22 protein-coding genes are annotated in these 21,567 nt (G+C 61.9%); 12 read left to right on the plus strand and 10 right to left on the minus strand.

The genetic code is table 11. The features are described 5' to 3' along the window. Nucleotides 1-4: 4 nt before the first annotated feature. Nucleotides 5-958: a hydroxymethylglutaryl-CoA lyase gene (locus tag KVP10_RS06370; RefSeq protein WP_217963660.1), complete on the plus strand. Its 954-nt coding sequence runs from the start codon at nt 5-7 to the stop codon at nt 956-958. An 11-nt stretch (nt 959-969) separates the two neighbouring features. Here the strand turns inward: KVP10_RS06370 and KVP10_RS06375 are convergent, their stop codons facing one another. Further along, a complete protein-coding gene (locus tag KVP10_RS06375) occupies nt 970-1,767 on the minus strand; it encodes a GntR family transcriptional regulator (protein ID WP_217963661.1) in 798 nt (265 codons plus the stop codon). Nucleotides 1,768-1,949: 182 nt separating this feature from the next. Here KVP10_RS06375 and KVP10_RS06380 point away from each other — a divergent pair, with 182 nt between their 5' ends. The 11 genes from KVP10_RS06380 (at nt 1,950) to KVP10_RS06430 (ending at nt 12,144) form a co-directional block, all read left to right on the plus strand. Next, entirely contained in the window at nt 1,950-2,840 is an 891-nt protein-coding gene (locus tag KVP10_RS06380) for an HpcH/HpaI aldolase/citrate lyase family protein (protein ID WP_217963662.1), read from the plus strand. Between the two features lie 27 nt (nt 2,841-2,867). Then, a complete protein-coding gene (locus tag KVP10_RS06385) occupies nt 2,868-4,082 on the plus strand; it encodes a CaiB/BaiF CoA transferase family protein (RefSeq protein WP_217963663.1) in 1,215 nt (404 codons plus the stop codon). 19 nt (nt 4,083-4,101) lie between these two features. Continuing rightward, entirely contained in the window at nt 4,102-4,965 is an 864-nt protein-coding gene (locus tag KVP10_RS06390; RefSeq protein ID WP_217963664.1) for a branched-chain amino acid ABC transporter permease, read from the plus strand. Further along, nucleotides 4,962-5,918, plus strand: coding sequence for a branched-chain amino acid ABC transporter permease (locus KVP10_RS06395; protein WP_217963665.1), 957 nt, complete (start codon nt 4,962-4,964; stop codon nt 5,916-5,918). The genes KVP10_RS06390 and KVP10_RS06395 overlap by 4 nt, the downstream gene beginning before the upstream one ends. A 3-nt stretch (nt 5,919-5,921) precedes the next feature. Then, nucleotides 5,922-6,629 (plus strand): ABC transporter ATP-binding protein, encoded by a 708-nt coding sequence (locus KVP10_RS06400; protein WP_217963828.1) that lies wholly within the window; start codon nt 5,922-5,924, stop codon nt 6,627-6,629. A gap of 96 nt (nt 6,630-6,725) precedes the next feature. Continuing rightward, on the plus strand, nt 6,726-7,907 hold the full coding sequence (locus KVP10_RS06405; protein WP_217963666.1) for an amino acid ABC transporter substrate-binding protein: 1,182 nt from the start codon (nt 6,726-6,728) through the stop codon (nt 7,905-7,907). Nucleotides 7,908-7,954: 47 nt separating this feature from the next. Continuing rightward, entirely contained in the window at nt 7,955-8,758 is an 804-nt protein-coding gene (locus KVP10_RS06410) for an ABC transporter ATP-binding protein (protein ID WP_217963667.1), read from the plus strand. Nucleotides 8,759-8,768: 10 nt separating this feature from the next. Further along, nucleotides 8,769-9,620: an HpcH/HpaI aldolase/citrate lyase family protein gene (locus tag KVP10_RS06415; protein WP_217963668.1), complete on the plus strand. Its 852-nt coding sequence runs from the start codon at nt 8,769-8,771 to the stop codon at nt 9,618-9,620. Between the two features lie 40 nt (nt 9,621-9,660). Continuing rightward, nucleotides 9,661-10,638 (plus strand): HpcH/HpaI aldolase/citrate lyase family protein, encoded by a 978-nt coding sequence (locus KVP10_RS06420; protein ID WP_217963669.1) that lies wholly within the window; start codon nt 9,661-9,663, stop codon nt 10,636-10,638. Between the two features lie 89 nt (nt 10,639-10,727). After that, nucleotides 10,728-11,570, plus strand: a complete 843-nt coding sequence (locus tag KVP10_RS06425) for a fumarate hydratase (protein WP_217963670.1) — start codon at nt 10,728-10,730, stop codon at nt 11,568-11,570. Nucleotides 11,571-11,580: 10 nt separating this feature from the next. Continuing rightward, the gene (locus KVP10_RS06430; RefSeq protein WP_217963671.1) at nt 11,581-12,144 is read left to right on the plus strand and encodes a fumarate hydratase C-terminal domain-containing protein; all 564 of its coding nucleotides are present in this window, start codon (nt 11,581-11,583) and stop codon (nt 12,142-12,144) included. 58 nt (nt 12,145-12,202) lie between these two features. On the opposite strand, the gene KVP10_RS06435 is transcribed toward KVP10_RS06430, so the two are convergent. The 9 genes from KVP10_RS06435 to KVP10_RS06475 all read right to left on the minus strand — a co-directional run bounded on the left by KVP10_RS06435 (nt 12,203) and on the right by KVP10_RS06475 (nt 21,532). Continuing rightward, nucleotides 12,203-12,958, minus strand: coding sequence for an enoyl-CoA hydratase/isomerase family protein (locus KVP10_RS06435; protein ID WP_217963672.1), 756 nt, complete (start codon nt 12,956-12,958; stop codon nt 12,203-12,205). 28 nt (nt 12,959-12,986) lie between these two features. Continuing rightward, nucleotides 12,987-13,964, minus strand: coding sequence for a Bug family tripartite tricarboxylate transporter substrate binding protein (locus KVP10_RS06440; RefSeq protein WP_246600359.1), 978 nt, complete (start codon nt 13,962-13,964; stop codon nt 12,987-12,989). 79 nt (nt 13,965-14,043) lie between these two features. Next, the gene (locus tag KVP10_RS06445; protein ID WP_217963673.1) at nt 14,044-15,249 is read right to left on the minus strand and encodes a CaiB/BaiF CoA transferase family protein; all 1,206 of its coding nucleotides are present in this window, start codon (nt 15,247-15,249) and stop codon (nt 14,044-14,046) included. A gap of 136 nt (nt 15,250-15,385) precedes the next feature. After that, nucleotides 15,386-16,276 carry a LysR family transcriptional regulator gene (locus KVP10_RS06450; RefSeq protein WP_217963674.1) on the minus strand — a complete coding sequence of 297 codons (891 nt, stop codon included), beginning with the start codon at nt 16,274-16,276 and terminating at the stop codon, nt 15,386-15,388. Between the two features lie 125 nt (nt 16,277-16,401). Beyond that, nucleotides 16,402-17,208, minus strand: coding sequence for an HpcH/HpaI aldolase/citrate lyase family protein (locus KVP10_RS06455; protein ID WP_217963675.1), 807 nt, complete (start codon nt 17,206-17,208; stop codon nt 16,402-16,404). Then, complete coding sequence (locus KVP10_RS06460; protein WP_217963676.1) at nt 17,208-18,431, minus strand: MFS transporter; 1,224 nt, start codon at nt 18,429-18,431, stop codon at nt 17,208-17,210. The genes KVP10_RS06455 and KVP10_RS06460 overlap by 1 nt, the downstream gene beginning before the upstream one ends. Beyond that, nucleotides 18,424-19,188: a GntR family transcriptional regulator gene (locus KVP10_RS06465; RefSeq protein ID WP_217963677.1), complete on the minus strand. Its 765-nt coding sequence runs from the start codon at nt 19,186-19,188 to the stop codon at nt 18,424-18,426. The genes KVP10_RS06460 and KVP10_RS06465 overlap by 8 nt, the downstream gene beginning before the upstream one ends. A gap of 2 nt (nt 19,189-19,190) precedes the next feature. Continuing rightward, on the minus strand, nt 19,191-20,381 hold the full coding sequence (locus tag KVP10_RS06470; protein WP_217963678.1) for a CaiB/BaiF CoA transferase family protein: 1,191 nt from the start codon (nt 20,379-20,381) through the stop codon (nt 19,191-19,193). Continuing rightward, nucleotides 20,378-21,532 (minus strand): acyl-CoA dehydrogenase family protein, encoded by a 1,155-nt coding sequence (locus tag KVP10_RS06475; protein WP_217963679.1) that lies wholly within the window; start codon nt 21,530-21,532, stop codon nt 20,378-20,380. Before KVP10_RS06475 ends, KVP10_RS06470 begins: the two co-directional genes overlap by 4 nt. Between the last annotated feature and the right edge of the window lie 35 nt (nt 21,533-21,567).

Genomic DNA, 21,567 nt, shown 5'->3' on the forward strand with positions numbered 1-21,567 from the left:
CCCCATGTATTTCCCCGAGCATATCGATGTCGTCGAGGTCGGTCCGCGCGACGGCTTGCAGAGCCTGAAGAAGCCGATTCCCACGGAAGACAAGATCCGCATGGTGGATCGCCTGTCCGATGCAGGGCTGTCGACTATCGAAGTCACGGGCTTCGCGCATCCGCGCGTCATCCCCAATCTGCAAGATGCGGAAGAGGTGTGCGAGCGCATCAAACGGGCGCCGGGCACGATTTATCGGGGATTGGCGCCCAATGCCCGCGGGGCGCAGCGCGCGGTGGCCGCGCGCATCGACGAGGTCGTCGGGCTGGTCATAGCCAGCGCGTCCTACCTGAAGAAAAACCAGAATATGACGCCGGAACAGGCGCAGGCGCAGGCCATCGAGGCTTTCCGTATTGCGGATGCCGCCGGCTTGCGGTATGTGCTCGCCATCGGGATGTCTTTCTGGTGCCCTTATGAAGGCATTATTCCCGAGAGCCGGGTTTCAGGCATGGTGAAACAGTTCCGGGACGCCGGGATCCGGCGCATGTATTTGGCGGGGTCGGTAGGCATGGAAGACCCGAGACATGTCGCAAGCCTGTTTTCCCGGCTGAGAACCGAGTTCGCCGATGTGGAGTTCGGTTTTCATGTACATAACCTGTCGGGCATGGCCACCGCGAATATGCTGGCCGCGATCGATGGCGGCGCACATTGGCTCGAAGGGGCTATTTGCGGTATCGGGGGCGGTATTGCCATGCCCGAAACATTGGGCGCGGTCGGGAATTTCCCGACCGAGGACATGGTGCGCATGCTCGAGCTGATGGGCATAGACACGGGGCTGAACGCCGATGCGGTCCTGGCCGCCGCGCGGGATATTGCCGGTCTGCTCGAGATAGAACCGCGCAGCCATGGGCTGCACGGCAGCACCCGCGAGGCGGTCATGCAGTGGGGGCGGGATCATCCCCACGAGCACCCCGCTTGAAACGCCGCCCTTCAGCTTCCGTCGTTGCCTGCCCGGAACTTGCTGCTTTGCGTATAGCGCCCGCTGGGGTAGTAGCCGATCCCGACTTCGACGATGGTGCCGTTCTTGTCGAAATAGTATCGCGAGATTTTCAGCGCGGCCTGCCCGTCTTCCGCCTTCAGGCTGTGCGCCATGTTGGAATCCAGGTTTGCCGCCGTTATTTCCTGCACGACCTCGACGATCCGCAGGCCATAGCGGGTTTCGATCAAGGAATAGATGGGTTTCCTGATGATCTTGGCGGAACGCAGCGCACCGGAAAATTCGGGCCGCACATATGCCTGCAGATAGCACAGCGGCAAGGCCCGCCCCGGCACTTTGCGCACGATGTCGGTGCGGTGCCAGGCCAGGCCGGGCGGGCAGCGCAGTTGTGCAGCCGATTCTTCGTCGGCCACGATTTCCTGGTGCGAGATGACGTGCATCTCCGTAGTGCCGACGAACTGCAGTAGGTCGGAAATATTGTTGATGCCGCTGAAGAAGCGGGGCGCTTCCGGACGCGACCGGACCCGGGTGCCGATGCCGGGCCGGGACAAGACCAGCCCTTGCTCCTTGAGTTCGCGCAGGGCCTGGCGCACGGTGTGCCGGCTGACGCCGTAGCGCTGCGCCATTTCGCCTTCGGTAGGCAGCAAGCTGTTCAGGGCATACCTTCCCGTCTCGATGTCCTGTATCAGCGCTTTGGCCAGGGAAATGTACAGAGGAGATCGCCCGGCCTGGATGCTCTCGCCGGAGAAGGCAGGGTTCGCGGACGCAGGGGAAGGATTTTGTCTGGGCATAGGCGCGGTGCGGATTAAGGCTGCAGAAACCAAATATGCATCTCTGGAATTATGCGTCTCTGATTGTAAGTGTAGCGGGAAGCAAGTTTGATGGCGGCGCCGGCTATTGACATGCTTAAACGTTAGTACATATTATACGTACATTCGTATAAATATAAGAATACAAATTCAGGAGACAGGCAATGGGTGTGTTCCGATCTCTTGTGTTCGCTCCGGCGAACCACGCCAGGCGGGTGGAAAAAGCGTTCACGCTCGGCGCCGATGCCGTCATCCTGGATCTCGAAGACGCGTGCGCTGTAAGCGAAAAGGTATCCAGCCGTCCCAAGGTGGTGCAAGCGCTGTCGCTGCCTCGAACCTGCCTCGGCTACGCCCGGATCAATCCCTTGTCGACGCCCTATGCATATGGAGACATGGTCGAGATCGTCGCTCCGGGCCTGGACGGCATCGTGCTGCCCAAGGTGGAAGCGCCTGAAGACTTGCTCACCGTGGACTGGCTGTTGTCGCAGCTGGAGCGAGATCGAGGCCTGCCTGCCGGCGGCGTGGATGTGATTCCGATCATAGAAACGGCGGCCGGCATGTCTAGGCTGGGCGAGATTCTGCGCGCCACGCCGCGGGTCAAGCGCGCCAGTTTCGGTGCGGGGGATTTCACCCTGGACCTGGGCCTGGCCTGGTCGCGCGACGAAAACGAGCTGCTCGTCCACCGCAGCCAGATGGTGCTGCAGTCGCGTGCGGCCGGCATCGAGCCCCCGCTCGATACGGTATGGGTGCGCCTGAAAGATCCCGAAGGGTTTGCCGCCTCGACAGAGCGGGCGCACGGCCTGGGCTTCCAGGGCAAGCTGTGCATTCATCCCGACCAGGTGGATGTCGTGAATCGCATGTTCACGCCCTCGGATGCGCAGGTCGCACAGGCCCGGCGAGTGGTGGAAGCCTTCGCCCAGGCCGAGGCCGAAGGCTCGTCCGCCATCCAGTTGGACGGCCAGTTCATCGATTACCCGATTGTCTATGGCGCGCAGCGCATATTGGAACTGGCGGACAAGTTGGCCAGGAATGCGCCGGCGAGCCCAATGAAATAAGCCGTTGAGGATTGACAGGAGATGCAAATGGAACAGGTGGCAGGGCAAGTTCGAGCTCTGGACGGGCTGAAAGTAATCGACGTATCAAGCTTCTTGGCGGGGCCTTTTTGTGCGACCCAGTTGGCCGAGTTCGGCGCGGACGTCATCAAGATCGAACTGCCTACGATAGGCGATGCTTTGCGCAGGTTCGGAACCATAACGCCTTGCGGCGATTCCCTGCCCTGGCTGTCGGAATGCCGGAACAAGAAATCGGCCACCCTGGACCTGCGCAAGCCCGAAGGCGCAGAGCTTCTGAAGGCGCTGGTCAAGCAATCCGATGTGCTGGTCGAGAATTTCCAGCCGGGAACCCTGGAAAGCTGGGGCCTGGGCTGGGAGACGCTGAAAGAAGTCAATCCGCGGCTGATCATGGTGCGCATTTCAGGATACGGCCAAACCGGCCCCTATAGCGGCAGGCCGGGTTTCGGGCGTATCGGCAATGCATTCGGAGGCCTGTCCTATCTGGCGGGCTTTCCCGACCGCCCGCCCGTCACGCCCGGGTCGGCCACGATCCCCGATTACCTGACCGGGCTGTATGGCGCACTGGGAGTGCTGCTGGCGTTGCAGGCGCTGCAAAAAACCGGGCGCGGCCAGGTCATCGACCTCGGCTTGTACGAAACGATTTTCCGCATCCTCGACGAGCTGGCGCCCGCCTACCACATGAAAGGCTATGTGCGAGAGCGCATGGGGCCCGGAACCGTCAACGTCGTACCGCACAGCCACTATCCCACCTCGGATGGCCGATGGGTGGCCATCGCCTGCACGAGCGACAAGATTTTTTCCCGGCTGGCCGAGGCCATGGGCATGCCCGAGGTCGGCGGAGACGGCAAGTGGGGGAAGATCACGCAGCGAGAAGCGCAGCGCGAACAGGTCGACCAATGTGTCGGAGACTGGACCGGGCGCCACACCCGCGACGAGGTCCTGGCCTTGTGCGAGTCGTACCAGGTTCCTTGCGGGCCGGTCTATTCGATCGACGAGATATTCAAAGACCCGCAGTATGCGGCGCGCGAGAACATCAAGTATTTCAATGACGAGCGGGCGGGAGAATTCGCGGTGCCCAACGTCGTGCCCCGCCTGACCGACACCCCGGGACGTATAGAAAGCCTGGGGCCGGCCCTGGGCGCAAACAACGACGAAGTCTACAGGGTGCGCCTGGGCCTGTCCCCGGAACGCATCGAGCAATTGAAGAGCGCCGGCGTTATCTGAAACCACACAAGGAGGGAAGATGCCTGTTTTCGAACTGCTCGTGTCAGGCATATTGCTCGGGGGCGTATACGCACTCATTGCATGCGGGCTGAATCTGATCTTCGGGGTGATGCGCGTAATCAATTTCGCCCACGGAGACCTGCTGGCCGTGGGCGCCTTGACCACCGTCTCCGTCGTCGTCGGCTACCACATGCCGTATATCGTGGCGCTGATCGTCGTGCCGATATTGACCGCGGCGCTCGGCCTGGCAATGCAATTGCTGGTGATCCGGCGCATCATCGACGGGCCGATGGTGATGTCGCTGCTGGCCACGTTTGCAATATCGATGATAGTGGTGAATGTTTCCATCCTCATATGGGGCGGCGGCTTCCATGGCTTGCCCGATGTCCTGAGCGGTTCCCTGCCCATACTCGGCCTGCATATCCCCGCGGCCAAGCTGCTTGCCTTCCTGGTGGCCATGGGGGCGACGGCCGGGGTGTGGTGGTTCCTCCAGTCGACGCGCTACGGGAAGGCGATACGCTCGGTTTCCCAGGCGCCCGAGCTGGCGGTGATTTCGGGCATATCCATCAGCCAGGTGCGCAACGTCACATTCGCCCTGGGCTCCGCGATGGCCGGGCTGGCCGGGGTGCTGCTGGCCCCCACGTTCGCCTCGGATGCGCAGCTCGGCACCCGCTTCGGCGTAAAGGCGTTCGCGGTAATCATAGTCGGCGGCATGGGCAGCTATCCGGGCGCAATGGCGGCGGCTTTGTTCATGGGCATATTGGAAGTGTTCGCGGGCTATTTGTATGGCCAGGAATTCGGCGCCGCCACACTGTTCCTGGTGATGCTGATCGTGCTGGTCGTCCGTCCGCGCGGTTTGTTCGGCGTAGGAGCGAGGACATGAAATTCATCGTCTATGTCCTTATCGGCGCCGCCTTGCTGGCCCTGCTCCCGCTGTTCGCGGGCTCGTACACCATGTCTTTCATGGTGCAGATGTTCATCTTCATCGCGCTGGCCTATTCATGGAACCTGATCGGCGGCTATGCGGGCTACGCGCATTTTGGCCAGGTGACGTTTTTCGGCATAGGCGCCTATGTGGGAACGCTGTGCATCATCGCCGGAGTCCACTGGCTGCTTGCCGCGCTGATAGCCGGCCTGTCCGGTGTGCTGTGCGCCGTGATCCTGGGCGGTGTGATGTTGCGCCTGAGCGGCATATTTTTCGGCATCGGCATGTTCGGCATCGCGCGCGTCTGCGAATTCATGGCGCTGGGCATGGGCGGCATCACGCAGGGCGGGACGGGGTTGTACCTGGACGTGGTGGATCTCGGCAAGTTGTACTACGTGCTGGGCGCCATAGCCCTGGTGATGCTGCTCATCACTTTCCGCCTGGACAATTCCCGGCTCGGCCTGCAATTGCTGTCCATACGCGAAGACGAAATGGCGGCCAATGCGCTAGGGGTGCGCACGACGCGCCTGAAGATAGGGACATTCGTCGTGTCGGCCTTCGCGCCCGGGGCGGTCGGGTCCTTGTATGCGTGCTACCTGGGCTTCATCGATCCACCCAGCGCATTCGCTCTCATGACCGAGCTGACGACGATCGCAATGGTCTTGCTGGGAGGAATGGGCACGGTCCTGGGGCCTTTGGCTGGCGCCGTCCTGCTGTCGGTGGTCAATGATTTCCTTTGGGCGCGCTTCCCGGAAATTTATCTGACGCTGGTCGGAGTGATCATCCTGATCACCATCCTGTACATGCCTCGGGGCGTCATCAACTATGCGCAGAAACATACCTGGGCCTGGGTGCCCGTGGCGCGAGGCCATCTCCGCCGGCTCGCCGATCGTGCCAAAGGAGGGGTCTGAGCCATGGCCCGCGACAACATTCTTCTAGTCGATTCGGTGCACAAGAGCTACGGCGGGCGGGTGGCCCTCAATGGCGCGAGCCTGGAAGTCGCCAAGAGCTCGATAACCGGGGTAATCGGGCCTAACGGGTCGGGCAAATCGACCTTGTTCAACATCGTGGCGGGCAGTTTGCGCCCCGATGCCGGCCACATCCTGCTCAATGGACGCGATGTGTCGCAGGCTTCCCCCGCGGATATATGCCGCCAGGGGGTAGGGCGCACATTCCAGATATCGCGGCTGTTTTCGGAACTGACGGTACTTGAAAACCTGGTGGCGATCGCCCACGGCCTGTCGGATCACGAGGCGGTGGAGCGCGCCATGGGCTTGCTGGAATTCCTGGAAATCACCGGCTTGCGCGACAAATGGGGCAGGGAGCTGTCGTATGGCCAATGCAAGCTGGTGGAAATCGCGCGGGCATTGATGCTGCAGCCTACGGTCATGTTGCTGGACGAGCCTTTCGCCGGTATCAATCCGCGCCTGCAGAATCGCATCGTCGATCATCTGCAGGGGCTGCGCGAACGCGGGCTGACCCTGTTCTTTATCGACCACGAAATGCGCATTGTGCTTGGCATTTGCGACGAGCTGTACGTCCTGGCCGAAGGCCAGGTCATCGCCAACGGCGATCCGGCCGAGATTCGCGCCAGCCAGGCTGTGAGGGAAGCTTATTTTTAGGCCTCGGACGGAGGCAAGTGCGGGGGATCAGAGGGTGGAGACTGGGCCCATTTCCTGTTCGGAATGGGGTTCTTGGAGACATAAGGAGTCCATGAGATGAAAATGCATCTTGCAAAATTGACGATTACCGCGGCTGTTCTCGGCGTGGCTGCCTTCGGCTCGGCCCAGGCGGCCGACAATCCGATACGTATTGGCGTTGCCCTGTCCCGTTCGGGCAATCTGGCGGACAGCGCGAAGCTATATTGGAGTGGCCTCGAGCTCTGGAGCGAGCAGGTCAATGCGCACGGCGGCTTGCTGGGGCGCAAGGTGAAGTTGATTTCGTATGACGACCGCAGCGACCCGGCCACTGCCGCGCGGCTATACGAGAAACTGATCAGCGACGACAAGGTCGATCTGCTGTTCGGCCCCTGGGGCTCCGCGTCGAGCGCGACCGCCGCAGCCGTGGCAAACAAGCACCATCGGATTTTCTTCAACTCGGGCGGCGCTTCCGAGCAAATCGAAGAAAGAGGCTTCAAGTACTTGTTCCAGACGGCGCCGGCCATCAGTGCCTATGTGGCGAATATCGGTCCGCTGGCAGCCAAGTACCACCTCAAGACGCTGGTATTTTTCGGGCGCGACTATCCGGCCGCGCGCGACATGTTGAAAGACATGAAGGCCGTGGCGAAGAAGCAGGACCTGAAGATACTGGATTCCGAATTCTTTCCCGCCGGCACGACGGATTTCTCGTCCCTCATCGCCAAGGCCAGGCAGTTGAATCCGGACATCTGGCTGTCTATCGGGTATCCGAACGAAGCCATCGAGATGGTGCGGCAGATGAAGGCCTCGAACTACCTGCCCAAGGTGTTCATCCATAACGGCGCATCCATTACTGACTTCATGACGGCCTCGGGCAAGAATGCGGAGTACGTGTTCGGCATTTCCCTGTACGAGCCCACCTTGAAGACCAAAGGCAATGCGGAGTTCGTCAAGGCTTACCAGCAAAAATACAATCGATCCCCGGCTTATTACTCGGCCTTTGCCTATGCCGGCGCGACCGTGATGGGGCGGGCCGTCGAGCAGGCCAAGAGCCTGGACCAGGACAAGCTGCGGGAAGTCCTGAAAACCTTCCAGACCGACACCGTCATGGGTCACCACAAGGTCGATCCGGTAACCCACAAGCAGGTAGGCGTCACGGGTCTCCTGGTTCAGATACGCAACGGCAAGCGCGAGATCGTCATGCCGGAAGATCTGAAAACCATGGATCCGGTCATCCCCATGCCGGCCTGGGACAAGCGCTGACTGCATTTCGGGGCGGCCCTCTTTTCGGGCTGCCATTGGAGGGTGTCGTGGAAGTCGAATCGACGGCTTTTCTGGAGTTAAAGCAAGTCACCACGGGTTACGGCGACGTGCCCGCGGTGCGCAACGCCAGCATGGTCTTTGACCGGGGCGGCGTGTCGGCGGTGATCGGTTCGAACGGGGCGGGCAAGTCGACGGTAATCAAGGCCGCCGTCGGCTTGCTTCCCGTATGGAACGGGCAGATATTCATCGAAGGCGTCGACGTCACCACCGAGGCGCCGCACAAACGCCTGGCGCGCGGGGTCGCCTTCGTGCCGCAAGGCCGGATCGTGATGCCCGAGATGACGGTGCGCGAGAATCTCGATATCGGCGCATATATATTGGGCAACGACCGCCGGCGCATCGCGGCGACCATTGAACGCCTGGTCGCGACCTTTCCCGTAATAGGGCAGCGCATGGACCAGCTTGCCGGCACCATGAGCGGCGGAGAGCAGCAGATGCTGGCGATCGCGCGTGCCTTGATGACCGATCCCACGGCCATCATCCTGGACGAGCCGTCGCTGGGGCTGTCGCCGAAATTCGTCGATGCCGTGTTCGAGAAATTGGTCGAACTCGCCGGCCAGGGCCTGACTGTCATCATGGTGGAACAGAAGGCGTCGCGTGCGCTGACCGTGGCCGAAAGAGGCTACGTCATGCATACGGGCCGTGTGATTTACACCGGCGAGGCGGCCAGCTTGCTGGAAAACCCCAATGTCCAGCAATTGTTCCTCGGAGAAGTCCCCGAGGAGGTAGAGCGGATGTTGAATCTCAATGATTTCGACGAGGCGGCCCATGCCGGAATGGCGCATACGTAGGTCTGTGCTGATGACTCCGGGCAACAGGCCGGAGCGCTTGCTCAAGGCTATGGCTTGCGCCGCGGATGTGCTGGTCTTCGACTTGGAAGACGGCGTGCCGCCGGATCAAAAAGCGGCGGCCCGGGTAAGCATTGCCCGGGTGTTGCGCGAGGCTCCTCGCGGAGAGCGCGAGATCTGCGTGCGTATCAATGGCGCGGCCACGCCGGACTGCTCACAGGACCTGGCCGCGCTGCCTTTCGATCTGGTCGATACGATCATGGTTCCCAAGGTGGAGTCGGCCGCCGAGTTGTCGAAGCTGGACCGGACACTGGCTTCCTTGGGATGCGACCGCGAGCGCGAGCGCCCCGTCGAGCTCATCGCGACGCTGGAGACCCCTCGGGGGATATTGAACGCATTGTCCATCGCGGATGCTTCCGCCCGCAGTACCGCGCTGTTTTTCGGTTCGGGCGACTACACCTCGGCGCTGGGCGCGCCCGTTTCCGATTCCGTCCTGCAGTATCCGCGCTCGGTCGTCGCCGCGGCGGCGGCAGCGGCCGGCTTGCAGGCGATCGATGCCGCCTTTTTCCAGGACGTCAAGAATACGCAGGCGACGCGCCGGGACGCGCTGCTGGCGCGCGAACTGGGCTTCAGTGGAAAAGTCGTATTCCATCCCGACCAGATCGCCGTTGCCAACCAGGTCTTTTCCCCGACGCCGGAAGAGCTCGATCGTGCGAAATTGCTGATATCGACCTATCGCGACAGCATCCGGCAAGGCCATGGCACGGCGGTGGGCGCAGGCGTCTTCGTCGCCGTCGATCTGGTCGTGGCGGCGGAACGGGTGCTGAAGCTGGCGGATGCAATCGAGGCCAGGCGGAAAGACTGATACGGCCGCGCTGGCATAGATAGAAAGAAGGAGAGAAATAATGGTCCCACCACGCACGGTTCGGCTACACCGTTCGGAACTGGCGGTTCCGGCCACGAGCCCGAAGTTTTTTGAAAAGGCGGCGGCCAGCCATGCCGACGTCGTGTTCCTGGATCTCGAAGATGCCGTGGCGCCCGAAAAAAAGGATATTGCGCGGGCCCAGGCCATCCAGGCCCTGAACGAGGTGAATTGGGGAAATAAGACAATGGCGGTGCGCGTCAATGGGCTGGACACCCCATGGGCGCACCAGGATATTGTGGACGTGGTGCAGAATGCGCCCCGGCTCGACCTGGTATTGCTGCCGAAAGCCAGCTCGGCCTTCGATGTGCAGTTCGTCGAGAAATTGCTGGGCTTGCTGGAACAGCAGGCAAACCGGACCAAGCGCATAGGCATCGAAGTCCTGATCGAGACCGCGCTGGGCGTGGCCAATGTCGAACTCATCGCCCAGGCTTCGGACCGGCTCGAGGCGATGATCTTCGGCGTCGGCGACTATACCGTCGAAATGCGCACCTATGACCAGGTCCTGGGCAAGCCCAGCGCCCGTTATGCGGTGCTCACCGGAGACGAAGGCTCGCAGGGCAAGCGCGAGCTGCATTGGAATGACCAATGGCATTTTGCGATGGCGCGCATCGCCAACGCATGCCGTGCATACGGCATCAGGCCCATAGATGGGCCGTTCACCGAATTCAAGGATCAGGATGGGTTCCGTGCGAGCGCCAGGCGGGCCGCCGCGCTCGGCCTCGAAGGGAAATGGGCGATACACCCGACCCAGGTCGATTCGGCCAACGAGGTGTTTTCTCCGTCTCCGGAGCAATTGTCCTGGGCGCAGGACATCATTGCCTTGATGCGTCGCTCGAACCAGGAAGGGCGCGGCGCGGCGGGCGCCGACGGCGTATTGGTGGATATGGCGCACGTGAAATTGGCCGACTCCATCCTGCAGCGGCAGGAATTGATAAATACGGCGCGCGGGGGCGCATGAGGCGGCTGCCGTCAGGCTTGTGATTCAGGCGCTTGTGTGGCGCGCTATGACGGCATGGTTTGGCAGGGTAGGGGTATTGAGGTATGGGTATGCGAGAAGTACATAGCGATGAGATTGTCGAGGCCGTTGCGAAACTATGCATCGATGCCTGTCATGAGCTTCCTGATAGCGTGGTCGACGGTTTCCGCCGGGCCGCCGAAAAAGAAATCTCTCCCCTCGGCAAGGCGGTGCTGCTGAAACTGGTGGACAACGACAGGATCGCCAGGGAAAAGAACGTGTCTTATTGCCACGATACCGGCCTGACCATCGTCTATGCGGAGGTCGGCCAGGACGTACACATTACGGGGGGCGACTACGGCCAGGCCATACAGGCCGGCGTGCGCAAGGGCTATGCTGACGGGTTCCTGAGAAAGTCCGTGGTAAGCGACCCGCTGCTGCGCGTCAACAGCAACGACAATACGCCCGCGGTCGTGCATACGGATATCGTGCCGGGCTCTAAATTGAGGCTCACGGTATTGCCCAAGGGAGGCGGCAGCGAGAATTGGAGCACGATGAAATTCCTGCTTCCGGGCGAGGGCGTGGACGGCGTCAAGCGGTTCGTGCTGGATGCGATCCGCGCCGCCGGCGGAAGCGCCTGTCCGCCGCTGACGGTGGGCGTGGGCATCGGCGGCAGCTTCGACAAAGTGACCGATATCGCCAAAAGAGCCATCCTGCGCGACATCGGCACCCATCATCCCGACCCGCACATCGCGCAATTGGAAGACGAACTGCTCGAGGCCATCAACAAGACCGGCATCGGCCCGCAGGGCTTCGGCGGAATGACCACCGCGCTGTGGGTAAGCGTAGAAACCTATGGATGCCACATTACGGCGCTTCCCGTGGCGGTGAATATCCAATGCCACGCCGCACGTCGCAAGACGGTGGAAATCTGAGGAGGCCGCGGTGGCAAGCTATAACATCAGTACGCCTCTGGCCGACGAAGATATCGCATCCCTGCACATTGGGGACGAGGTCTATCTCAGCGGCGTCATCTACATGGCCCGCGATGCGGCCCACAAAAGGTTTTGCGACCTGTTGGCGGAAAACAAGCCGCTGCCCGTCGATTTGCACGGCCAGGTCATTTTCTACGGTGGCCCCGGGCCGTCCAAGCCGGGGGACGTCATCGGCGTCGTCGCGCCCACCTCGGCCTACCGGATGGACCCTTACGCGCCGGCGCTGTTCGAATATGGCGTGAAAGCCGTGATAGGCAAGGGCAATCGCGGCCAGGCCATGAGGCAGTCCTGTGTCGACAATACTGCCGTCTGTTTTTCCGCGATCGGGGGCATCTCCGCCACTTTGTTTTCCTGCATCCAGAGCGCCGAAGTCGTGGCTTATGCAGACCTGAAGACCGAAGCGGTCCAGCGCCTGGTGGTCGTGGATTTTCCTTTGCTGGTCACCAACGACGCCCATGGCCGGGACTTGTACGAAGAAGAAGTCAAAAAATATCGGGAAATGTTGAATCCCTAGCACTTGCTTGTGCATGATAGCGGCCGCCGCTTTGTCGGTGGCGCCTGCGCACACGCAATCACTTCCCCGTGAACTTCGGCGCCCGTTTTTCCTTCCAGGCGCTGCGTCCCTCCTGGATGTCGGCCGAGCTTCGCGAGCGCGTGACGTCGGATCGAAGCTCATCCGCATCCACCATATTGCGCGCGATGCGGTTCAGGTGCTTCTTCATGCCTAGAACCGCGATGGGCGCCATTCCGCATATCGACAGGCTGAGCTTGTCAACTTCTTGCTGGAGCTGGTCCGGATCCACCAGGTCGGTCAGGAAGCCGCAAGACAGCATCTCGTGGGCGTCGAGCTTGCTTGCCGTCAAGAACAGCTTCTTTGCCGTGTTCAGGCCGAGCCGGCTTATGTAGCGTTCCATGCCGCGCTGGTAAAAGTGCAGGCCCAGGCGCGCCGCCGGCATGAACATATTGGATGCCGGGGTTCCGACGCGGAAATCGCAGGCCAGGGCCAGGTCTGTGGCGCCGCCATAGACGCCGCCCTGTATGGCGGCTATGGTGACGGGCCGGCAATCTTCGAGCGCATTGGTAAGGGTGTCGAACCCAGATTCTTGCCCGCCTTTGATCTCTTCGATGTTATAGCCGCTGCAGAAATACTTGCCCGTGCTGAAAATTCGCAGGACCAGTGCTTCGCTGCTGTTGATGCGGTCGATGTGCTCGATGAGCCGGGAAATCGCCTGTCCGTCCAGGCGATTGGCGACTTCGGGCTGCGTGAGGGTTATCGTGGCGATAGGCCCGTCCATCTGCAGCGTGGGAGATTGATTCGGCTCATTCATGTTTGGGTGCCATCCGTAGCGTCAAGGGTTACTGGGTCGTCAGCCCGGCTTCTTCGGCCAGCTTTGCATGTTCGCTGCCCTCGTTCTTTACCCATGCCGCAAATTCGGCGGGGGATGCGGACCACTTGGCGTCGTTGCCTTCGCTCGCCAGTTTCTTGCGTACGCCAGGGTCTTTCAGGGCTTCGACGCTGGCGTCGTAGAGCGTCTGGACGGCCTTGCTGTCGGTGCCTGCAGGCGCAAACAGCCCGAACCAGAACGTCTGGTTGAAGCCCTTTACACCTTGTTCGGCGATGGTCGGCATGTGCGGCAGCAGCGGCGATCTTTCGGCCGATGTGACGCCGAGGCCGCGCAGGCGCCCGGCCGTCATCAGCGGCAGCACCGATGGCGGGGTGCCGAATGTGAGTTGCACGTCGCCGGCGACGACGGCCTGTATGGCCGGGGCGCCGCCCTTGAACGGCACATGCGTGAACTTGACTCCGGCATGCTTCTGGAACGCGAGCGCCGTAAGGTAAGGGGAGCCGCCCGTGCCGGACGAGGCCACGAACAGATTGCCGGGTTTCTTCTTGGCCAGGGCGATCAGTTCCGGCACCGTTTTTACGGGCAGGGACGGGTTCACGGCGAGAATCATCGGTGCGACGGTCCACTGGGAAATCGGCGCGAAATCCTTGGGGCCGTAGGTGATGGATTTGTACAAGATCTTGTCCACGCCGAAGAGAATTGGGCTGCCTAGGAAAAGCGTGTATCCGTCGGGCTTGGCGCGGGCCACCTGGCTGGCGGCGATGGTGGTGCCGGCACCCGGCTTGTTTTCGATGATAATCGGCTGCCCCAGCGTTTTGGCCATGTGTTCCGACACGATGCGCGCAACGGTGTCTGCGCCTCCGCCGGGCGTGAAGCCCACGACTATGGTGATGGGCCTTTCGGGATATTTCGCCCACGCGGCGCCCGGCGCCATGGAATATGCAAGCGCCATCGCCGCCATGATAGCCAGGGGTTTGATCTTCATCATTGTTTGGGTCTCCATTGGATTTGGAATAAGGTTTTTACGGTTTGGATGGCGGTGCGCCTGTTCGACGCCGGCCTGGGCGTCAACAGCACACTTCTTCTGAAATGAGCGCGTCGATCTCTGCCCGGCTCAGCCCCAGTTCTTCGAGTATTTCGACGGTTTGTTCGCCGGGGTCGGGGGCATGGAACGCGAAATTTTCCGGATGGGGAAATTGCGACAGATTGATGGGCGAGCGGATGAGCTGGAGCTTTCCGAGCACGGGATGAACTGCGGTTTGCGTGATGCCGATGTGCTTGGCCTGTTCATTTTCCAGCGCCTGGCGCACGTCGAGCACCGGGCCACAGGGCACGCCGCAGGCGTTGAGCGCATCGGTGAGTTCGTCTACGGAAAAATTGCGAGTCAGTTCGTTCAGTTTTTTATTGAGCTGCTCGCGGTTTTGATATCTCGCCGCCCGCCCCTTATATTCTTCCTGGCCCAGCAAGGCCGGAGCCTTCAATACCGTGCAAAGGTGCTGCCACATTCTTTCCGTGCTCGCGGCGATATTCACGTAGCCATCCTTGGCTTCGTAGGTGCCCATGGGGACCAGGGTGGGGTGGAAATTACCCTCCCGGACGGGCACTTGCCTGTCTACCGTGTAGCGGCTGGCCTGGAAGTCCAGCTTGTTCAGCATTGCTTCCATGAGGGATGTATGAACCCATTGGCCCTGGCCGGTTCGTTCCCTGTGCAACAGCGCCAGCAGTATGCCTTGCCCGAGGAACATGCCGGCCGTGGTGTCGGAGATTGCGATGCCGGCCCTGGTCGGCTTGCCGTCGGCTTCGCCGGTAATGGACATCAGGCCGCACATGCCTTGCATGACCTGGTCGACGCAGGGGCGGTCCGCATACGGCCCGGTCTGGCCGAAGCCCGAGATGCTTGCCAGGATGATGGCGGGGTTGATGGCGCGCAACTGCTCGTAGCTGATGCCCAGCCTTTCCTTGACGTCGGCGCGGAAGTTCTCCACGACCACATCGCACTTCAGCAGCAGGCGCCGCAGTATTTTTTGCCCTTTTTCCGATTTCAAGTCCAGGCAAATGCTGCGCTTGTTGCGATGCATGTTCTGCTCGTCGGAATTGCGCCGCTTCCCGGTTACCGACCCCCGGTCTTGTTTCGGAGGAGGCTCGATACGGATGACCTTGGCCCCCCAATCCGCCAGCAGGCGCACCGCCACCGGGCCGGCCCGGGCGATGGACAGGTCCAGCACCGTATAGTCTGCCAGCGGCCTGGCGGAAGGCATGTTTGAAGCGCTCATCTTTTGCGAACCTTTGATTAGCCAAGGCGCCGCACCCGTTGCGGACGGGCTGCGGCAAGGACACGGCTAGTCTAGGCAGCGCTCAATAATGAGTCCAATTTATTTGTCTTATGTTTCTATCAAAAATATTGATAATTCAGGCCCGAGCTTTTTCTTGCAGCGTTCGAATGAATGCCTGCGCCGCCGGAGAAAGGCTGCGCCCCTTGATAGTGGCGACGCCCACGGTGCGCGACACCACAGGGTCGACCAGGTCCGAGCGGACCAGATTCTCGGTAAGTTCGGATATGCATGCGTAGCTCGGCACGATACAGACGCCTCTGAGTTCGGCGGTCAGGGCCATTACGGTCAGCCAGTGGTGGGACGCGATTGCGGGGCGGACGATACGCCTGGAAGCGCTCCAGAATGCGTGCTCGATCAATCTGCCGACACTGCTGTTCTGGCCGATGCCGATCAGCTTCTGGGCAAGCAGGTCGTTCCATTTGACCCTGCTGCCCAAGCCGAGCGCAGGGTGGGACAGGGCCAGCAGCCTGTCCTCGAACAGGGGGTGTATATGTATTTCCGAGGCTCTTCCGTCGAAGGTGCCGATCGCGAGATCGATTTCGCGGCGGGTCAGCAGGGTAGTCAGGGCTTCGGTGGTGGTGTCCTCCATGCGCACGGAAATCCCCGGATACTGCTCGCTGAACTGCGCAACCACGCGGGCGATCAAGGTGCTGCTCAGCAGCGGCGTTACACCGATCGAGAGCGTGCCCTTGGATAGTTCGCCGAGCGACTGCAGGCTTGCAATGTGAGCCTCCAGGTCGTCGAGCAGCCTGCCGATCGAATTGGCGAAGGCCTCGCCCGCGGGCGTGGGCGACACTTGCTTGGTGGTCCGGTCGAAGAGACGCAATCCGACGATTTCTTCCGCCTGCCGGATCATCATGCTCAAGTTGGACTGGGTGGTATGAAGGCTTGATGCCGCGACCGTGAAGTTGCGAGACACAGCCAGTTCCCGTATGGCCGATAGCTGTCTGATCGAGAGCTTGATCATATATGTGCGATGCCGTGCTGAACGCCAGCCTGGATTTTACGGCTTGGAGGGGGACCGGGCGCTGCCCAGCCCTGCACGGACCTGAGCGTTTTTCTCTGCGAGGTGTGAGCCCGGTATGGTGCGGCTCAAGACGCGCGGCCGCGGGCCTGATCCAGCAGTGCACGCGCCCGTTCTACGATGGGGCGGTCGACGAGTTTTCCGTCCAGGCGGATCGCGCTACCGGTAGTGGAGTCTGCCGCGTCGAGAATCCGGCGTGCCCATGCCAGGTCCGCATCCGATACGGAAAAACCCGCGTTTATGGCTACGACTTGCTTCGGGTGAATGCATAGCTTTCCTCCGAAACCCAATAGCCTCGCGCGTTTCACGTCGTCGCGCAGCAAGGCCTCGTCGTCCAGGGCGACTGTGACGCCGTCCACCGGCGGCAGCCGGCCGGCCACTCGCGATACGAGCACGAGCTGCGAGCGCGCGTAGAGCAGTTCTTCGCGTTCGCCGGCGATGCCCGTGTCCAGTTGGAAGTCCACGGAACCGAAGGCCAGGCGCTCGACGCCTTCCGCCCTGGCTATGGCTTCGGCCCGCCACAGGCCCAGCGCCGATTCGATGAGCGGAACTATGCGAGTGCTCGACCGGATGCGCTTGCGTACGTTGGCAATGGCCGCCACGTCTTCGACCTTGGGAAGCATGATTCCTTGCACTCCGTCCAGGGCCGCTATGTCGAGATCCAGGGAAAACCATTCGCTTTCGGGGCCGTTGATGCGCAGCCATGCGGGCTTTTCGGCGCTAAGCCAGCGGCGCACGGAGTCTCGCGCAGATTCCTTGTCGGCCGGCCCCACCGCGTCTTCCAGGTCCAGGATCACCGCATGGGCTCCGGTGTTGCAAGCCTTGTCGAAGCGCTCGGGCCGGTTGGCGGGCACGAACAAGTAGGATCTGTCCATTAGTCGTTCTCCATCGGGCCGAGTTCTTTTTCCTTGTGTTCGGCTGCGCTGCGGGCATGTCCAAGCAGCCATAGCCCGCATACGACCGAGGGTATGGCGACCAGCATGTAGGCTACCCCGTAGCCCGTGCCCCACCCGACGAGCAGCGTGAATATGGGCGGTCCGAAAAGCACTCCGGCATAGGTGAAAGCCAACGCACCGCCGGTGGCGTCCCCGGCTTTGCCCGGAGGAGCCAGGCGTGCAACTTGCGCCAGGTATACGCCGTTCCAGCCGATAGCCGTGCCGCCGAAAGCCACAGATACCAGGGCTATCAGGGCCAAGGGCCATTGCGCGGTGAAACATCCGGCCGCGACGGCCGCTGCGCCCATGGCGATCGCCATGAAGCCGAGCACGCTTGTGGGCCGGCCCCATCGATCGGAGAGCGCGCCCCATATGACACGGGCGACTGCGCCTCCCACCTGGGCGGCCATAAGCATGAGGCCGGCATGGACCAGGGTAAGCCCGGTATTCAGGGTGAGGTGTGTAACCAGGAAGCTCACCAGGGATAGCTGTAGCGCCGCAAAGAAGAAGGAACACAGCGCCAGGCGGCGCAAATCGCGGTTGCCCAGCGTGTAGCGCAAGGGGCCGGCGAGGCTGGCGACCACCAGCGGCTTGGCGGGGTCGCGATCCGAATCCAGCGCCTTGCGAAAGGGCTGCGTGAAGATGACGGTGATCATGCAGGCAACGGCCACCAGCAGCGCGGACATGCGCCACCCGCTCCACAGCACCAGCGTCGGAATCAGTGCGCCGGCCAGTGCCCCGCCTATCGGCACGCCTGTTTGCTTGAGCGAGAAAATCAGCGCCATGCGCTCGGGCGGGGTGCTCTTGGCGAGGATATGCGAACTGGCCGGGGTAACGGGGCCATAGCCGGCGCCCAGCAGCAGGGCGCTGACGATGAACAATGGCAGGGACCCGGAGGCGATGCAGGCCAGCCCCAACGCGCAGGCCACCAGGCAGGCCTGGCTCACGCGGATGGCGCCGAAGCGTTGCACCAGGGGGCCCGATACCAGGCTCGCCGTCATGCCGGCGCCGTATACCAGCGCGATGAAAATACCGGCATAGCTGGCCGGCACCCCGGTCTCGGGCGCCGCGGCTGGCGCGAGCACCGGCACCGTCACCACTGCCATCGACACGAGGGATTGCACCGTCAGTGTCGTGGCCAGCGGAGCCAGCGTATTACGCATTCGCCCCGGATGGCACTTGCAGGCGCATCGACATGGAATATGAGAAACGGTCGGCGGGATGCAGGTTCACGGCGACTTCTATGGTGTGATCGTTGTCGTTGAGATAGCGGCGCGTGACGACGAGGCCGGCCGAGCCCGGCTTGACGCTCAGGCGCTTGGCGTCGACGGCGCCGATTATGGTGGCGCTGATTTCCTGCTGCACTTCGACTATGGTCAGGCTGTATTGCTTTTCCAGCATCGTATAGACGGGCACTTTCATCGTGCCGATGAGCTTGCGGATCCCCCCGTAGGCGGCGCTGATGTAGATGTCGGTGAGCGCCATGGGGAGCTTCCCCTTGTTGACGTGGCGAAAGCCGGTCACTTTGACCCAGCGCTGCCCGGGAGGGCACTTGAGGACCGCCGCAAGAGCCTCGTCGGCGATTACGTCCTCGGCCTGCGTGGTGACGAGCCGGGTATCTTCGACATAGCGCGGCAAGTCGGCGATTTTCGCCGTAGTCTGCACGTAGCGATTTTCTATCCGGTTCGACTTTACTGTCGTGCCGATTCCGCGCTGGCGCGTGACCAGCCCGCGCTCCAGCAGCCGGCGTATGGCTTCGCGCATCGTGTGGCGGCTGACGCCGAACTGCGTGCACAGATCGAGCTCGGCGGGAAGCAGGCTGCCTACCGGATAGCGGCCGCTGGCGATGTCGTCCATGAGCCGTTGCGCCACCAGGGCATACTGGGGCTGGTGGGCAAGCGCAGGGGCGGATGATGGCACTTTCAGAGGACTCCGGATCTGGACAATTGGTCGATACGGTCTTCATCGTAACCGACCTCGTGCAGGAGGTCCCTGGTATGTTGCCCGAGCGTCGGGGCTATGCCTACTTTTTCGGCTTCGCCGGGACAGCGGATCGGCGAGGCGAGCGTACGGATCGAGCCCCTTGCCGGGTGCGGGGCCTCCATGATGCAGCCGTGTTCCTGCACGAAGGGGTTTTCCAGCGCCTGGGCGACGTCATAGACCGGGGCGACCGGCACTGTTCCGGCCAGGCGCTCCAGCCATTCGGCGGTGCTGGCGGTGCCCAGCACTGCATCCAGGTCGCGGGTGAGCTGCTCGCGATTGGCCAGGCGCACCTTGTAATCCGCATAGTCGGGGTGTGTCGCCCATTCGGGCTTGCCTATTGCCCGGGCGAGCTCGGGCCAGAATTTTTCCTTGTTGCACATGACGAAAAGCCATCCGTCCTTGGTGCGATAGAGCTGGCTGGGCGTAAGCGAAGGGTGTGCCGAACGCGGTTCGCGCTTGACCATGGCGCCTTCGTTCAAGTACCAGGCGGCGACATAATTGAGGTTGGTGAGCGCAACATCGAACAGGCTCACGTCGATGTCGCGCCCCTTGCCGTTGGCGCGGGCGTCTATGATGCCGGCAAGCAGCCCGGTCACGGCGGTGATGCCGGTCATCAGGTCGACGATAGACAGGCCGAAGCGCGCGGGCGGCCCGTCGGGCTCTCCCGTGACGGAAAGATAGCCGGCCTCGGCTTGCATAAGGTAGTCATAGCCGGGCCACGCGGCACGCGGGCCGCTGCGCCCGTAGGCCGACAGGTGCCCGCAGACGATGCGGGGGTTGTGCGCGCCCAGGTCGGCGTAGGTCAGGCCGAGCTTTTCGGCGAGATCGCCGCGCAGATTGTCGAAGGTGGCGTCGGCGCTTTTCACCAGGTCGGCGAGCACAGCCCGGCTTTCGGGGTGCTTGAGATTCAGCGTCAAGCTTTTCTTGTTGCGGTTGAAGGCCTCGAAGAAGTGGCTGTCGCCCGGCCCGAAATAGTGGGGGCCGACCAGCCGGCCGACGTCGCCGCCTTCGGCCGGGTTCTCTATCTTGATGATTTCCGCACCCAGGTCGGCCAGTTGCTGCGTTCCGAAAGGGCCTGCCCCGTATTGTTCGACGGCGATGATGCGTACGCCGGTGAGAGGCAGGCTCATGATGGATTCCGCTCTATCAGTTGCTTGGCGATGATGATCCGCTGCATCTCGTTGGTGCCTTCCCCGATCAGCAGCAGCGGCGCATCCCGGAAGTAGCGTTCAACATTGTATTCTTTCGAATACCCGTAGCCGCCGTGGATGCGCATGCATTCCAGGGCGTTTTCCATCGCCGCCTCGGTGGCGAAATACTTCGCCATGCCCGCTTCCATGTCGCAACGGTCGCCGCGGTCATAGGCGTTGGCCGCCGATTCCACCAGCAGCCTGGCGGCTTCCGTGCGCGTAGCCATTTCGCCCAGCTTGAGCTGGATGGCCTGGTGCTGGCAAATGGGCTTGCCGAAAGTCTTTCTGGTCTGCGAGTAGGCTACGGCTTCCTGCAGGGCGGCACGCGCGACCCCCACCCCGCGCGCCGCCACGTTGATGCGGCCGAGCTCGAGCCCGTTGAGCACTTGCTGCAAACCCTTGCCTTCCACGCCGCCGATGAGCCGGTCGGCGGGAATGCGGTAGTTTTCGAATACCAGCTCGCAGGTGTCGATGCCCTTGTAGCCGAGTTTATTGAGTTTCCTGGCGACCTTGAAGCCCGGCCCCTTTTCGGCGATGAACAGGCTCATGCCCTGGTGGCGAGGCTGTGCGTGCGGATCGGTCTTGACCAACAAGGCGATGGTGTTGCCGTACATGCTGTTGGTGATCCAGGTCTTGGCGCCGTTGACGACATAGTCGTCGCCGTCGCGCAGGGCCACCGTGCGGATCGCCTGCAGGTCGGTGCCGCAATCGGGTTCGGTCAGGCCCACGCCGCCGCGCAATTCGCCCGTGGCGAACTTGGGCAAATAGTGCCGCTTTTGCGCCTCGGTGCCGTTCTTTTGCACGGCGGCGGCCATGATGAGGTGCGAATTCAAGATGCCGGACACGCTCATCCACACTGCGGACATGCGTTCGATGATCTTCGCATACGTGGTAGTGGAAAGCCCGAAGCCGCCGTACTCCGGGTCGATGATGCAGCCGAACAGCCCCAGCTCTTTCATCCTGTCCACGATTTCTTGCGGGTATTCGTCGGCCGCCTCGAGCTTGTGCGCATAGGGGCGCACCTCCGACTCGAGGAATTTATCGACCGAGTCGAGGATCATTTGTTCGTTTTCCAACTGTTCCGGTGTCATGGAATGTTCCTTGTTGCCGTGATCTGTGGGTATTC

This window comes from Candidimonas humi, assembly GCF_019166065.1.
Taxonomy (GTDB): Bacteria; Pseudomonadota; Gammaproteobacteria; order Burkholderiales; family Burkholderiaceae_B; genus Candidimonas; species Candidimonas humi.

What these genes read in the sequence shown, in the direction of transcription:
- KVP10_RS06460 (WP_217963676.1), bottom strand. Translation starts at nt 18,431, where the DNA reads ATGCGTAATACGCTGGCTCCGCTGGCCACGACACTGACGGTGCAATCC.
- KVP10_RS06450 (WP_217963674.1), bottom strand. Translation starts at nt 16,276, where the DNA reads ATGATCAAGCTCTCGATCAGACAGCTATCGGCCATACGGGAACTGGCT.
- KVP10_RS06455 (WP_217963675.1), bottom strand. Translation starts at nt 17,208, where the DNA reads ATGGACAGATCCTACTTGTTCGTGCCCGCCAACCGGCCCGAGCGCTTC.
- KVP10_RS06395 (WP_217963665.1), top strand. Translation starts at nt 4,962, where the DNA reads ATGAAATTCATCGTCTATGTCCTTATCGGCGCCGCCTTGCTGGCCCTG.
- KVP10_RS06440 (WP_246600359.1), bottom strand. Translation starts at nt 13,964, where the DNA reads ATGATGAAGATCAAACCCCTGGCTATCATGGCGGCGATGGCGCTTGCA.
- KVP10_RS06425 (WP_217963670.1), top strand. Translation starts at nt 10,728, where the DNA reads ATGCGAGAAGTACATAGCGATGAGATTGTCGAGGCCGTTGCGAAACTA.
- KVP10_RS06475 (WP_217963679.1), bottom strand. Translation starts at nt 21,532, where the DNA reads ATGACACCGGAACAGTTGGAAAACGAACAAATGATCCTCGACTCGGTC.
- KVP10_RS06370 (WP_217963660.1), top strand. Translation starts at nt 5, where the DNA reads ATGTATTTCCCCGAGCATATCGATGTCGTCGAGGTCGGTCCGCGCGAC.
- KVP10_RS06400 (WP_217963828.1), top strand. Translation starts at nt 5,922, where the DNA reads ATGGCCCGCGACAACATTCTTCTAGTCGATTCGGTGCACAAGAGCTAC.
- KVP10_RS06375 (WP_217963661.1), bottom strand. Translation starts at nt 1,767, where the DNA reads ATGCCCAGACAAAATCCTTCCCCTGCGTCCGCGAACCCTGCCTTCTCC.
- KVP10_RS06445 (WP_217963673.1), bottom strand. Translation starts at nt 15,249, where the DNA reads ATGAGCGCTTCAAACATGCCTTCCGCCAGGCCGCTGGCAGACTATACG.
- KVP10_RS06380 (WP_217963662.1), top strand. Translation starts at nt 1,950, where the DNA reads ATGGGTGTGTTCCGATCTCTTGTGTTCGCTCCGGCGAACCACGCCAGG.
- KVP10_RS06435 (WP_217963672.1), bottom strand. Translation starts at nt 12,958, where the DNA reads ATGAATGAGCCGAATCAATCTCCCACGCTGCAGATGGACGGGCCTATC.
- KVP10_RS06405 (WP_217963666.1), top strand. Translation starts at nt 6,726, where the DNA reads ATGAAAATGCATCTTGCAAAATTGACGATTACCGCGGCTGTTCTCGGC.
- KVP10_RS06390 (WP_217963664.1), top strand. Translation starts at nt 4,102, where the DNA reads ATGCCTGTTTTCGAACTGCTCGTGTCAGGCATATTGCTCGGGGGCGTA.
- KVP10_RS06470 (WP_217963678.1), bottom strand. Translation starts at nt 20,381, where the DNA reads ATGAGCCTGCCTCTCACCGGCGTACGCATCATCGCCGTCGAACAATAC.
- KVP10_RS06385 (WP_217963663.1), top strand. Translation starts at nt 2,868, where the DNA reads ATGGAACAGGTGGCAGGGCAAGTTCGAGCTCTGGACGGGCTGAAAGTA.
- KVP10_RS06415 (WP_217963668.1), top strand. Translation starts at nt 8,769, where the DNA reads ATGACTCCGGGCAACAGGCCGGAGCGCTTGCTCAAGGCTATGGCTTGC.
- KVP10_RS06420 (WP_217963669.1), top strand. Translation starts at nt 9,661, where the DNA reads ATGGTCCCACCACGCACGGTTCGGCTACACCGTTCGGAACTGGCGGTT.